Origin of the sequence: Aureimonas sp. Leaf324 (genome assembly GCF_001423245.1) — a bacterium.
Lineage (GTDB): Bacteria > Pseudomonadota > Alphaproteobacteria > Rhizobiales > Rhizobiaceae > Aureimonas.
On the sequence record NZ_LMOH01000001.1, the window covers coordinates 512,039 to 525,180 of the forward strand.

Below are 13,142 nucleotides of genomic sequence, written 5' to 3' on the forward strand. Positions count from 1 at the left end.
CCCGCACGCATGGTCTATCTTCACGAAGACCATGCAAGCGGACACCCACGCGTTGACCCAGATTCCCGGCAGCATCAACGACACGCAGGCGCTTCTGTCCGATGGCGGCTATGTCGCCGATCGCTCGCTGGCGACAGTCCTGTTTCTGGCGCTGCGAATGCGACGGCCGATCTTTCTCGAGGGCGAGGCGGGCGTCGGGAAGACGGAGATCGCCAAGGTGCTGGCGGAGCGTCTGGATCGGCCGCTGATCCGGCTCCAGTGCTACGAGGGGCTGGACGTCTCGACCGCGCTCTACGAGTGGAACCACGCGGCGCAGATGATCGAGATCCGTCTGCGCGAAGCGAGCGGCGACACGGAGCGCAACGCGATGCGCTCGGACATCTTCTCGGAGCGGTTCCTGATCCGCCGTCCGGTTCTGCAGGCTTTGGAGGGCGCGCCTGGCCGCGCGCCCGTGCTGCTCATCGACGAGCTCGACCGAGCCGACGAAGCGTTCGAGGCATTCCTCCTGGAGGTCCTGTCGGACTTTCAGGTCACGATTCCCGAACTCGGCACGATCCGCGCGACCGAGGTCCCGATCGTGATCGTCACGACCAACCGGACACGTGAGATCCATGACGCCCTCAAGCGTCGCTGCCTCTACCATTGGCTCGACTACCCCGATGCCGCCCGCGAACTGGAGATCGTGCGCCGCAAGGTGCCGACCGCGCCGGCCGACCTCAGCGCCGAACTGGTCGCCTTCGTCCAGCGGCTTCGCGGAGAGGACCTCTTCAAGGCGCCCGGCGTCGCCGAGACTCTGGACTGGGCGACCGCGCTGACAGAACTCGACGCCGTGGCCCTCGATCCGGAACTCGTCACCGACACGCTCGGGGTTCTTCTGAAGTATCAGGACGACATCGCCCGGATCGGCCGAGGCGAGGCGGACGAGTTGCTGCGTTCAATCCGCCGGGAGCATGCCCTCGCATGATCGCCGGCGGGAAACTCGCCGACAACATCGCCCATTTCGCGCGGGCGCTTCGACGCGCCGGCCTGCGGGTCGGGCCGGCCGATACGCTGACTGCGATCGAGGCGATCCGCGCGGGCGGCATCGGCTCGCGAGACGACTTCTACTGGACCCTGCACTCGGTCTTCGTCGTTCGGCGGGAGGACACCGCAGTCTTCGACGAGGCATTCCGACTGTTCTGGCGCTCGCGGCAACTGGTCGAACGGATGCTGGCGATGTTCTCGGCCAAGACCCCGGCCAAGACGGAGCCGCCAGCGCCGAAGGCCGGCGCGCGGCGCGTATCCGACGCGCTGAACGCGGCCGGGCGTTCCGGCCGGGTGGACGAGCGCCCGACGCTCGACGTCGACGCCCGGCTGACGGTGTCCGCGGACGAAGTGTTCCGCGCCAAGGACTTCGCCCAGATGAGTGCGGCGGAACTGGCCCAAGCCCGCACCGCCATCAGGCGCATGGTCTCGCCCGACGATCGCGTGGCGTCGCGGCGGTATCGCGCATCGAACCACGGTCGGCGCTTCGACGCGCGGCGCACGCTTCGCACATCGGTCCGCTCCGGCGGCGACTTGATCCTCCCGCAGTTCCAGGACGTGCGTGCCGTTCTGCCCCCCTTGGTGGTGATCGCCGACATTTCCGGCTCGATGAGCCAGTACAGTCGGGTGATGCTGCACTTCATGCACGCCATGTCGGCGAAGCGACGTGTGCGGGCGTTTCTGTTCGGGACGCGACTGACGCCGGTCACCCGCCAGATCGCGCAGAAGGACCCGGACGAGGCGGTCGACGCCTGCAGCCGCCTCGTGCAGGACTGGTCGGGGGGCACACGCATCGGCGCGGCGCTGGGAGACTTCAACCGGCACTGGTCGCGGCGGGTTCTGTCGGGCGGCGCGGTCGTGCTTCTGGTGACCGATGGACTGGAGCGGGACGACATGGATCGGCTCGGCCGCGAGGCCGACCGGTTGCACCGTTCCTGTCGCCGCTTGATCTGGCTCAATCCGCTTCTACGATTCGATGGATTCTCTGCGAAGGCGCGGGGCGTGCGCGCCCTGCTGCCGCATGTCGACGAGTTTCGATCGGCTCACTCGCTCGATTCACTGGCCGACCTCTGCGCCGCGTTGTCGCGCGAGCAAGCGGGGCGAGAAACCGAGCCGCGCACGTGGCTGAAGGCAGGCGAGGCTGCATGAGGACGCGACGATGAACGATGCGACGGACATTCTCGGCACCGCCGAACGTTGGATGGCCGAAGGACGACGGCTGGCGCTCGCCACGGTCATCGAGACGTGGGGCTCCGCCCCGCGGCCTGTCGGAAGCCATCTCGTGATCGACGATGCGGGCGGGTTCGAGGGCTCCGTATCCGGCGGCTGCGTGGAAGGCGCCGTAATCGCCGAGGCGCTGGACGCGATCTCAACCGGCGAGCCCAAGATGCTGGAGTTCGGTGTGGCCGACGAGACGGCATGGCAGGTCGGCCTCTCCTGCGGAGGGCGAATCCGCGTGTTCGTCGAGCGTTTGGGCTGATGCGGGGCGAACTTCTCCTTGCCCTCAATGCCGAACGCGCTGCCCGCCGCGGCTGTCTCGTTCTCACCGAACTCAGCACCGGGGCACAAAGGCTGGTGCGCGAGACCGAGGCGGAAGCCGAGGGTGAGGTCGTGGTCCGGGCTCTGCGCGCCGGGCGGTCGGGGCTGATCGAGGGGACGCAGACCTTCCTCAACGTCTATCTGCCGCCGCCCCGGATCGTCGTCATCGGCGCGGTTCACATCAGCCAGGCCCTGGCCCCGATGGCGGCCCTTGCCGGCTTCGATATCGCCATCATCGATCCGCGCACTGCTTTCGCGACAGCCGAACGATTTCCCGATGTCGCCTTGAAGGCCGAATGGCCGGAGGACGCCCTGAAACAAGCGCCGCTCGACGCCTACACGGCGCTGGTCGCGGTGACGCACGACCCGAAGATCGACGACCACCCGCTGATCGAAGCGCTTCGGGTCGGCTGCTTCTATGTCGGCGCCCTGGGGAGCCGGAAGACCCAAGCGCGGCGGGTGGAGCGGCTCCTCGCTGCCGGCGTACCGCAGCACCGTGTCGACCGGATCGAGGCGCCGATCGGCGTCGATATCGGCGCCTCGACGCCGGCCGAGATCGCGGTGGCGATCCTCGCATCCGTGATCGCCGCGTTCCGTGGACGCAAGATGCACGCGGAGCGGCGGGGCGAGGCGGCAAGCGCATGAAATTCGGCCCCGTGCCGACGGCGGACGCCGAAGGCGCCATGCTCGCCCATGCCCTGACGGTCGGGCCGCGACGGTTTTCGAAAGGCCATCGGCTCACCGAAAGCGACGTGCGGGCGCTTCTGCAGGCCGGTCTTGCCGAGGTCATCGTCGCGAGATTGTCGCCGGGCGATGTGACGGAGAATGACGCGGCGGAGCGGATCGCGCGCGCACTCGCCTCGAACGGCATCGCCGTGGCGCCGCCGGGGACGGGGCGCGCCAACCTTCATGCAGAGGCGCCCGGCCTCTTCCTGCCGGATCGATCGCTGATCGGTGCCGTCAATCGCATCCATCCCGGCATCACCCTGGCGACCCTCGCCGAGTTCGCGCCGGTCGAAGTGCATCGCATGGTCGCGACGGTCAAGATCATTCCGCTGGCCCTGCCGGGCGAGGCGGTGGATGAGGCCGAGCGTGTCCTGGCCGGCGGAGCGGCGCTGCGTCTGGCGCCCTACCGCGGGCGCGGCGTCGGGCTGATCCAGACCGAGCTTGCGACCCTCAAGCCCGCGACCCTCGACAAGACGCGTCGCGTTTTCGAAGGACGCCTGGCGTCATCCGGCTCGACGCTCCTGCGCGACGCGCGATCTCCGCACGAGGAGCGCGCCCTGTCCGAGCGTCTGCTGGAAGCAGGGCCGGACGAGGAGATGACGATCGTCTTCGGCGCATCCGCCGTGATCGACGAGGCGGACGTGGTCCCGTCCGCTATCCGGCGTGCGGGCGGCGAGGTCATGCATCTCGGAATGCCGGTTGATCCCGGCAATCTTCTGCTGCTCGGGAGGATCGGCTCCCGCACCGTTCTCGGAGCGCCCGGCTGTGCGCGCAGCCCGGTCGAGAACGGTTTCGACTGGATTCTCAATCGCCTGATGGCAGATCTTGAGATCAGGCGCGAAGACATCGTCGGGCTCGGTGTCGGAGGTTTGCTGATGGAAATCGTGACACGTCCGCAGATGCGCGAGGACGTCGTTCCGGCCGGAACGGCCAGACCTCGCATCCATGCCCTGGTTCTGGCGGCCGGGCGATCCAGCCGCATGGGCGGCCCGAACAAGCTGCTCGCGCGCTTCGACGGCGTTCCGCTCGTTCGGCGGACCGTGGAGATCGCGCGGGCGAGCCGCGCGTCCGGCGTCACGGTGGTGACGGGCCACATGGCCGAGGAGATCGCAGCGGCGTTGGACGGGACCGGCGCCCGGTTGCTCGACAATCCCGACTACGCCGACGGCCTCTCGACGTCCTTGAAACGGGGCTTCGCTGCCGCGATGGCGGATGCCGACGGCGTCCTCGTGCTCCTCGCCGACCAGCCGCTTCTGACGAGCGGTGACCTCGATCGGATGATCGACGCCTTCCAGCCCGCCGGGGTCGGATCGATCGTGCTGGCGACCGACGACGGCCGCCGAGCCAACCCGGTCATCCTGTCGAGCGCGTTCGCGGCGGCGATTGCCACGATCGAGGGGGACGTCGGCGCCCGGGCGATCGTACAGTCGAGCACCGGGCTGGTACGGGAGGTCGAGATCGGCCGAGCGGCGTCGCTCGACGTGGACACGCCGGATCTCATGCGCGAAGCGGGTGGCGTCTGGGACGAGCGGTAGGGCTGCCTGCAAATGTCGCGCTGCGCTGCGGTGACGATTTTCGCGCCAACCGGGACGAAGCGTTTAAGGGTTCGTTAATCATGAGGGCGCAGCCTCGGTGCCGAGGGCCGCTTCCTCGGCCCTGATGCAGAAGGAGCCGACATGCCTGCCGCACGTACGCCCGATCCGCAGTTCCTGAAGATGCTCTCCGGCTACGGCCTGACATTCGCGGAAATCCTCTACCGCATGCCGGATCACCCGGCCTTTCTTCAGACCTTCTCCTGGCAGTTCGACGACATCGCGCCGGAGTATCCACGCCTCCGACGCTTCCTCGCGCATTGGGAGCAGGACGTGGAAGCGACGATCCATTCGGTCCGCGTCATGCACCAGGGACTCATCCAGCCGCGCGAGATCAAGCTCGTGCGCGAGGTCGGCTACCTCAACTGACGCGTCAGATCAGGCTTTCGGCACGGAAGCTGAAATGGCCGTTGCGGCCGATGATGACGTGGTCGTGGATCTTGATGCCGAGCGCTTCGGCGACGTCGACGAGCGTCTTCGTCATGTCGATATCGGCGCGCGACGGACTGGGGTCGCCCGACGGGTGGTTGTGGACGAGCACCAGCGCGCTCGCCGACAGAGCGAGGGCGCGGCCCATCACCTCGCGCGGATAGACCGGCGTGTGGTTGACCGTGCCGACCTGCTGCACCTCGTCGGCGATGAGGGCGTTCTTGCGATCGAGGAACAGAATGCGGAACTGTTCGCGCGTCTCGTGCGCCATGACGGCGTGGCAGTAGTCGAGGACCGCCGACCATGACGACAGCATCTCGCGCCCGCGGATCGAGGCGCGGAACGCCCTTTGATTCACGGCGGTCACGATCCGGAGGTCGAGCGCGGTGGCGGCTCCGATGCCGTCGATCTCCGCCAGAAGCTCGGCCGGCGCATTCAAGACGTCGGAGAGCGTTCCGAAACGCTTCAGGAGCGCCTTCGCGATCGGCTTTGTGTCGCGGCGGGGGATGAAGCGGAAGAGCAGGAGTTCGAGGAGCTCGTAGTCGGCCAGCGCGTCGGGCCCGGCCGACGTGAAGCGCTCTCGCAGTCGATCGCGATGTCCGTCGTGATCCTTTGGAGCGGCGCGCGGCTTCGGGAGCGACACTTCGATCGCGCCGCCCCAGTCGGGCTGCGGCGCTTCCTTCAGGCCGTCGTCCCCCTCCGCCATGATCCGTTCAGGCCTGCGCTTCGGCCCAGGCCGAAGCGGGGAAGCCCGGCATGTCGTGCCCGTTGAGAGACCGCGTGAAGACCTCACAGCCGGTTTCGGTCACGCCCACGGTGTGCTCGTACTGCGCCGAAAGCGAGCGGTCGCGCGTGACGGCGGTCCAGCCGTCGGCCAGCACCTTCACGTGCGGGCGCCCGAGATTGATCATCGGCTCGATGGTGAAGATCATGCCGGGGCGCATCTCGACGCCTTCGCCGCGACGTCCATAGTGCAAGATATTCGGCGCGTCGTGGAACAGGCGGCCGATCCCATGGCCGCAGAAGTCCCGCACCACCGAACAACGCTCACCCTCGGCATAGGCCTGGATCGCGGCTCCGATGTCGCCGACGTGGTTGCCGGGCTTCACCGCCTCGATCCCGATCAGGAGCGAGCGATAGGTGATCTCGCACAGCCGCTCGGCCGCCCGCTTGATCTGGCCGACCGGGTACATTCGCGAGGTGTCGCCGTAGTAGCCGTCGAGGATCAGCGTCACGTCGATGTTGACGATATCGCCCTCGCGCAGCGGCTTGTCGTTGGGAATGCCGTGGCAGACGACGTGGTTGATCGAGGTGCAGACGTTCTTGGTGTAGCCGCGATAGTTGAGCTGCGCCGGCAGCGCGCCGTGGTCGCGGGTGAACTCGGACACGAACTGGTCGATCTCGTTGGTCGTGATGCCCGGCTTCACGATCTCGGCCAACTGGTCCAGCACCGTCGCCGAGAGCCGGCTGACGCGGCGCATGCCCTCGAAGGCCTCCGCGTCGTAGAGCCGGATCGAGCCGGTGTTGCGGAGGGGGTTGGCTTCGGCTTCGAGGTAGACTGTCATGATTGCAGCGATGCGTGCCCGCGACGGGAGAGAAAGAGCTTGTGCGTGATGTCGCACCGATGGCGCAGCGCTTCAAGCCCGGCCGGTCATTGGCGGACGTATCGGCCCGGCGCGTCCTCGATCACCGGCAAGCCGTTGGCGCCGGGTTGGCGGGCCGGCACCCGCTCGCTCGATTGCGCCTCGAGCCATGCCTGCCAGTGTGGCCACCAGGAACCCTTCGTCTCGCGCGCCTGACCCCACCATTCGTCGAACGACAGATCGCGCGATGGCGAGGGCCCAACCCAGAACTGGTACTTGTTCTTGGCGGGCGGATTGACCACACCCGCAATGTGACCCGAGCCGGACACGACATAGGTGACGGGCGCGCCGAGCGCCTGGCTGCCCTCATAGACGCTGAGGGCCGGGGCGATGTGGTCTTCCTTGGTGGCGAGATTGTAGACGGGCAGGGTGATGGTCGACAGGTCGAGGGTCACGCCGCCGATCTCCATCATGCCGCGCGACAGCCGGTTCTCAAGATAGCAGTTGCGCAGGTAGAAAAGGTGGTTCGCCTTCGCCATCCGCGTGGCGTCGGCGTTCCAGAACAGGAGGTCGAAGGGCAGGGGTTCCTTGCCCTTCAGGTAGTTGTTGACGAAGTACGGCCAGATCAGATCGCCGGACCGGAGGAGGTTGAAGGCCGTCGCCATCTGCGAGCCGTCGAGATAGCCCTTCTCCATCGTGCGTTCGATCTCGGCGAGCTGGCCTTCGTCGACGAAGACCTTCAGATCGCCAGAGTGCTTGAAGTCGATCTGGGTCGTCAGGAACGTGACCGAGGCGATCCGGTCGTCGCCGCGAGCCTTTAGATAGGGAAGCGAGGCGGCGAGCAGCGTCCCGCCGACGCAGTAGCCCACCATGTTGACGTCGCGCTCGCCGGTCGCCTGCTCCACCGTGTCGAGCCCGAAGGCGATGCCTACGTCGATGTAGTCCTTCCAGCTCCGGTCGGCGTGGGCTTCCGTCGGGTTCACCCAGGAGATGACGAAGACCGTGTGCCCCTGCGCGACCATCCAGCGGATGAAGGACTTCTCCGGGTTGAGATCGAGGATGTAGAACCGGTTGATCCAGGGCGGCGAGATCAGGATCGGGCGCTGGAACACGGTGTCCGTCTGCGGCGCGTATTGCAGGATCTGGCAGACCTCGTTCTCGGCGACGACCTTGCCCGGTGTCATCGCGAGGTTCTCGCCGACCGCGAACCTGGTCGGATCGGACTGGCGCAATTTCAGCTGACCGTTGCCCTTCATCATGTCCTCGGCGAACATGCGCATTCCGCGGACGAGGTTTTCGCCGTTCTGCTCGACCGTTTCGCGGTAAAGTTCCGGGTTCGTCAGGACGAAGTTGGAGGGCGAAATCGCGTTGGCGATCTGCTTGACGTAGAACGCGGCCTTCTGGCGCGTATGCGGATCGAGACCGTCCGACCGCTCGACCAGCATGTTCGCCCAGTCCGAGGTGATGACGTAGGCTTCCTTCAGGAAGCTGAAGAAAAGGTTGCGGCTCCAGTCCTCGTGCGTGAAGCGCTTGTCCGGCCGACCGGCCGGCGCTTCAGCGGGTGGCGCGCCCGAGGCCTTGCGGATCGATTCCGCCCACAGGCCCATGAAGCGCATCATCAGAGTGCTCTGCGCCTCCAGCGAGCGCGCAGGGTCGGTGAGCCAGTACTCGCCCACGCGCGAGAGGGTCGCGACCATGTCGGAATAGCTGAGCGGGCCGTCCTTGATCTCTCCGCGCTCGCGCGGCTCGACCCAGGCGGATGCGGCCTTGCCGACCTGCTCCAGCATCCGCGCCATGTTGCGCGCGAAGGCTTCGGGATCCCGCACCGCATAGTCGGAGAAGGAGGGCATCTCCCCGGCGGGGGTGTCGGTCGTGGATGTCGATTCCGCCATGGCCGGTCCTCGTTGCTGATCCCTTAGAGCATTATGTCGGCGCCACGACAGCGGCGTGAAGCATCTTGCGCCGGACTTTCGTCGCCGCGCCGCAACATCGGGATGCGCCGCAACGCGCCATTCCCAAGCCGAAATCCTTCGGTTAAGAAGGTCGCGTTCGGGGGAAGGCCTTCATGATCTTGGGTATGCGAGCGGTGCGATCGACGGTGACGAGCCTCGTGCTCGTGCTGAGCCTGTCCGCCTGCCAGTCCTTTCTTCCGCGCGACGAGACCCCGGTGACCCTGCCGCCGCTCGCCGCAGCCCCCGGCGTGTCGTCGTCCGGCCAGAAGCTGGACGAGAACGGCTATCCGATCATCGGCCGCATGCCGCGCGCGGCAAAGCCGCAGGCGACGGACGAGGCCGTGCAGCAGACCGAGCGGCGCTACGCCAACGCGGGCGCGCGGGCGCCGGGCAATCCCGAGGCCTCCTACCGCCGCGACGTGTCGGAACTCGAAGCGATCGCCGCCAGCCAACGGGCGGAAGCGGACAGGGTGCTGGCGACGAGCGCGGCGCCGGCGGACGCGGCAGCCAGCAGCCGGGCGCAGTAGAGCGCCGCCGACCGCGAGACGCGGTCGATGCGCCCGGCACCAGCGGACGCTCAGCGAATGAGCCCGTTCGGCTGCCGGTTCTTGCCGCCAGCCCATTTCATGCGTCCAGCCGAAGGCCCGCATCCATGAGCGAAGAATATCACAAGATCCGCCGCTTGCCCCCCTACGTCTTCGAGGAGGTCAACAAGAAGAAGGCGGCCGCGCGCGCCCGCGGCGTCGACATCATCGACCTCGGCATGGGCAATCCCGACCTGCCGACGCCGAAGTTCGTGGTCGACAAACTGTGCGAGGCGATTCGCGACCCGCGTACGCACCGCTATTCCGCTTCGAAGGGCATCGCAGGGCTGCGCCGCGCTCAGGCCGCCTATTACGAGCGGCGCTTCGGGGTGAAGCTGAACCCGGACACCCAGGTCGTCGCGACGCTGGGGTCCAAGGAAGGCTTCGCCAACATGGCCCAGGCGATCACGGCGCCGGGCGATGTCGTGCTGTGCCCGAACCCGACCTATCCGATCCACGCCTTCGGCTTCCTGATGACGGGCGGCACGATCCGCTCGATCCCGGCCAAGCCCGACGAGGACTTCCTGCGGGCGATCGATCGCGCCGTGCGCCACTCGATCCCCAAGCCCATCGCGATCATCCTCAACTACCCGTCGAACCCGACGGCCTACGAGGCGGATCTCGACTTCTACGCCGAGGTCGTGAAGTTCGCGAAGGAGAACGAGATCGTCATCCTGTCCGATCTCGCCTACTCGGAAATCTTCTTTGACGGTGCGCCGCCGCCCTCCGTGCTGCAGGTTCCGGGCGCGATGGACGTGACGGTCGAGTTCACCTCGATGTCGAAGACATTCTCCATGCCGGGATGGCGGGTCGGCTTCGCGGTCGGCAACGAGCGGCTGATTTCGGCTCTGGCGCGCGTGAAGTCCTATCTCGACTACGGCGCCTTCACGCCGATTCAGGTTGCGGCGACCGCGGCGCTCAACGCGGGCGACGCCGCGATCGAGGAGGTGCGCTCCGTCTATCGCCACCGCCGCGACGTGCTGGTCGAATCGTTCGGGCGCGCGCACTTCGAGGTGCCGCCGCCGTCCTCGACCATGTTCGCCTGGGCGCCGATCCCGGAGCGCTTCCGCACCATGGGCTCGCTCGAGTTCTCGAAGCTCTTGATCGAGAAGGCCGATGTCGCAGTCGCGCCGGGCATCGGCTTCGGCGAGTATGGGGACGACTACGTGCGCATCGCTCTCGTCGAGAACGAGCATCGCATCCGCCAGGCGGCGCGCAACATTCGCCGCTTCCTTGCGTCGGGCAACGATCCCGTTCAAAAGGCGGCATCTGCGGACGCTTGAGGCCGACCGGCCCGGCGTCCCATTCCGACGATCAAGGTTCAAGGACAGCCATGGATAGCCCGCTGCGGATCGGCTTGGCCGGATTGGGAACGGTGGGCGCGTCGCTCGCCCGCCTTCTGTCGACCCGGGCGCAGACCTATGCGCTGCGGGCCGGGCGGCCCATCGAGATCGTTGCCGTCTCGGCCCGCGATCACTCGCGCGATCGCGGTGTCGACCTCTCCACCATGGCCTGGTTCGGCGATCCGGTGGACCTCGCCTCGAAGGCCGAGATCGATCTCTTCGTCGAACTCGTCGGCGGATCGGAAGGGGCGGCGCTCGCCAGCGTCAAGGCCGCGCTGAACCGGGGCATCCCGGTCGTCACGGCCAACAAGGCGCTGCTTGCGCACCACGGCGTGGAGCTCGCCAAGCTCGCCCAGAAGAAGGGCGCCACGATCTTCTTCGAGGCGGCGGCGGCCGGCGGCATCCCGATCATCAAGACGATGCGCGAGGCGCTGCGCGGCAACGCCGTCCACCGCGTCTACGGCATCCTCAACGGCACCTGCAACTACATGCTGACGCGCATGGAGAAGGAGGGGATCGCCTTCGGCGACTGCCTCGCCGACGCGCAGCGGCTCGGATATGCGGAAGCCGACCCCACCTTCGACATCGGCGGCTTCGATGCCGCGCACAAGCTCGCGCTCCTGACCTCGCTGGCCTTCGGTTGCGAGATCGATCTCGACTCGATCTTCATTGAGGGCATCTCCTCGGTGACGAACGCCGACATCGAGGCTGCGGCCGAGCTCGGCTACCGCATCAAGCTCCTCGCGGTGGCGCAGCGGACCGACAGCGGCATCGAGCAGCGCGTCCATCCGACGATGATCCCGGCGCATTCGGCGCTGGCGCAGGTCGACGGCGTGACCAATGCGGTGGCGGTCGATACCGACCTCCTCGGCTCGATCCTGCTGGTCGGACCCGGCGCCGGCGGCAACGCGACCGCCTCTGCCGTCCTGTCCGACGTCCTCGACATGGCGCAGGGCGTCCGCATGCCGACCTTCGCGGTCGATGCCAAGCAGCTTGCCCCCTACAAGCGGGCGCGCATGCGCGCCCACGAGGGCGGCTATTACATCCGCCTCAGCGTGGCGGACCGCGTCGGCGCCTTTGCCTCGATCGCGCGGCGTATGGCCGAAAACGACATTTCGCTGGAGTCGATCGTGCAGCGCAAGCGGGACGGGCAGGACGCGAGCGATACCGCGCCCGTCATCCTGATCACGCACGAGACCACCGAGGCGGCTGTCAAAAAGGCGCTGGACGCCGTCTCTAAGGACGGCCACCTCAAGGAAGCGCCTCGCATGATCCGGATCGAGGCGCTGGACTGAACGCAAGAGCGAGGACGGCAGCCGCCCGTGCGACGCCTGTCGCCCGGCGGCCAGGGATGGCGATACCACGATGGACAGCGACGTTTCCAAGGGTTCCGATCCGCTCGACCGGGTTCTGTCTGTCGAGATCGCCCGCGTCACGGAGCGAGCAGCCGTCGCTGCCGCGATGCTCCGCGGACGGGGCGACGAGCGGGCGGCCGATCAGGCGGCCGTCGACGCGATGCGGACCGAACTGCAGGCGATGGCCATCGACGGAACCGTGGTGGTCGGCGAGGGCGAGCGCGACGACGCGCCGATGCTCTTCGTCGGCGAGCGGCTGGGGCAGGGCGGCCCTGCGGTCGATCTCGCGCTCGATCCGCTCGAGGGCACGACGATCTGCGCCAAGAGCCTTCCCAACGCATTGACCGTGATCGCGATCGCGGCGCGGGGCTCGCTGCTGGTGGTGCCGGACGTCTACATGGAAAAGATCGCGATCGGTCCAGGGTATGCCGAGGGGGTCGTGGGGCTCGACCGGACACCCCGCGACAACATCGAGGCTCTGGCCCGCGCGAAGGGCGTGCCGGTCGATCACATCACGGCTTGCATCCTCGACCGTCCCCGCCACGCCAAGCTCATCGAGGACATTCGCGCCACCGGCGCGGCCATCCGCCTGATCGGCGACGGGGACGTTGCCGGCGTGATCCACACGACGGACCCGGATAGCACCGGGATCGATATCTACATGGGGATCGGCGGCGCGCCGGAGGGTGTGCTCGCGGCGGCGGCGATCCGCTGCACCGGCGGCCAGATCCAGGGCCGGCTCCAGCTGAACACGGGCGAGAAGCGTAACCGCGCCGAGAAGCTTGGCCTTACCGACCCGGAGCGTATCTATCGTCTGTCGGACATGGTGCGCGGCGAGGTGATCTTCGCCGCGTCCGGTGTCACCGACGGCAATCTTCTCGACGGCGTTCGGTTCTATGCCAGCCGGACCGTGACCCATTCGCTGGTGATGGATTCGCGCAACGGCACGATCCGCGACATGCGCACGCGCCATCTCGCTCCGGCCAACGCCGGCAGCTGACGCATTCCCGATCGTC

General features: G+C 67.5%; 13 protein-coding genes. 10 read left to right on the forward strand and 3 right to left on the reverse strand.

Annotated elements, in window-relative coordinates:
• The first annotated feature begins 31 nt into the window (after window positions 1-31).
• From ASF65_RS02465 to ASF65_RS02490, 6 genes are all read left to right on the forward strand, one after another.
• A complete protein-coding gene (locus tag ASF65_RS02465) occupies window positions 32-964 on the forward strand; it encodes a MoxR family ATPase (RefSeq protein ID WP_055884571.1) in 933 nt (310 codons plus the stop codon).
• On the forward strand, window positions 961-2,172 hold the full coding sequence (locus ASF65_RS02470; RefSeq protein ID WP_055884574.1) for a VWA domain-containing protein: 1,212 nt from the start codon (window positions 961-963) through the stop codon (window positions 2,170-2,172). Before ASF65_RS02465 ends, ASF65_RS02470 begins: the two co-directional genes overlap by 4 nt.
• 10 nt (window positions 2,173-2,182) lie before the next feature.
• Window positions 2,183-2,503, forward strand: coding sequence for an XdhC family protein (locus tag ASF65_RS02475; protein WP_055884578.1), 321 nt, complete (start codon window positions 2,183-2,185; stop codon window positions 2,501-2,503).
• Window positions 2,503-3,207 (forward strand): XdhC family protein, encoded by a 705-nt coding sequence (locus ASF65_RS02480; RefSeq protein WP_055884581.1) that lies wholly within the window; start codon window positions 2,503-2,505, stop codon window positions 3,205-3,207. The genes ASF65_RS02475 and ASF65_RS02480 overlap by 1 nt, the downstream gene beginning before the upstream one ends.
• The gene (locus ASF65_RS02485) at window positions 3,204-4,823 is read left to right on the forward strand and encodes a molybdopterin-binding/glycosyltransferase family 2 protein (protein WP_055884583.1); all 1,620 of its coding nucleotides are present in this window, start codon (window positions 3,204-3,206) and stop codon (window positions 4,821-4,823) included. Before ASF65_RS02480 ends, ASF65_RS02485 begins: the two co-directional genes overlap by 4 nt.
• Before the next feature lie 141 nt (window positions 4,824-4,964).
• Window positions 4,965-5,249 carry a hypothetical protein gene (locus tag ASF65_RS02490; RefSeq protein WP_055884586.1) on the forward strand — a complete coding sequence of 95 codons (285 nt, stop codon included), beginning with the start codon at window positions 4,965-4,967 and terminating at the stop codon, window positions 5,247-5,249.
• Window positions 5,250-5,253: 4 nt separating this feature from the next.
• On the opposite strand, the gene radC is transcribed toward ASF65_RS02490, so the two are convergent.
• From radC to phaC, 3 genes are all read right to left on the reverse strand, one after another.
• Window positions 5,254-6,015 (reverse strand): DNA repair protein RadC, encoded by a 762-nt coding sequence (radC, locus tag ASF65_RS02495; RefSeq protein ID WP_082505120.1) that lies wholly within the window; start codon window positions 6,013-6,015, stop codon window positions 5,254-5,256.
• 7 nt (window positions 6,016-6,022) lie between these two features.
• Window positions 6,023-6,874 carry a type I methionyl aminopeptidase gene (gene map / locus ASF65_RS02500; RefSeq protein ID WP_055884588.1) on the reverse strand — a complete coding sequence of 284 codons (852 nt, stop codon included), beginning with the start codon at window positions 6,872-6,874 and terminating at the stop codon, window positions 6,023-6,025.
• An 86-nt stretch (window positions 6,875-6,960) separates the two neighbouring features.
• Complete coding sequence (gene phaC / locus ASF65_RS02505) at window positions 6,961-8,784, reverse strand: class I poly(R)-hydroxyalkanoic acid synthase (protein ID WP_055884590.1); 1,824 nt, start codon at window positions 8,782-8,784, stop codon at window positions 6,961-6,963.
• A gap of 173 nt (window positions 8,785-8,957) precedes the next feature.
• Here phaC and ASF65_RS02510 point away from each other — a divergent pair, with 173 nt between their 5' ends.
• From ASF65_RS02510 to glpX, 4 genes are all read left to right on the forward strand, one after another.
• A complete protein-coding gene (locus ASF65_RS02510) occupies window positions 8,958-9,371 on the forward strand; it encodes a hypothetical protein (protein ID WP_156369125.1) in 414 nt (137 codons plus the stop codon).
• Between the two features lie 125 nt (window positions 9,372-9,496).
• Window positions 9,497-10,711, forward strand: coding sequence for an LL-diaminopimelate aminotransferase (locus ASF65_RS02515; RefSeq protein ID WP_055884596.1), 1,215 nt, complete (start codon window positions 9,497-9,499; stop codon window positions 10,709-10,711).
• Window positions 10,712-10,761: 50 nt separating this feature from the next.
• Entirely contained in the window at window positions 10,762-12,066 is a 1,305-nt protein-coding gene (locus ASF65_RS02520) for a homoserine dehydrogenase (protein ID WP_055884600.1), read from the forward strand.
• 70 nt (window positions 12,067-12,136) lie between these two features.
• Window positions 12,137-13,126 (forward strand): class II fructose-bisphosphatase, encoded by a 990-nt coding sequence (gene glpX, locus ASF65_RS02525; RefSeq protein ID WP_055884603.1) that lies wholly within the window; start codon window positions 12,137-12,139, stop codon window positions 13,124-13,126.
• Window positions 13,127-13,142 lie beyond the last annotated feature (16 nt).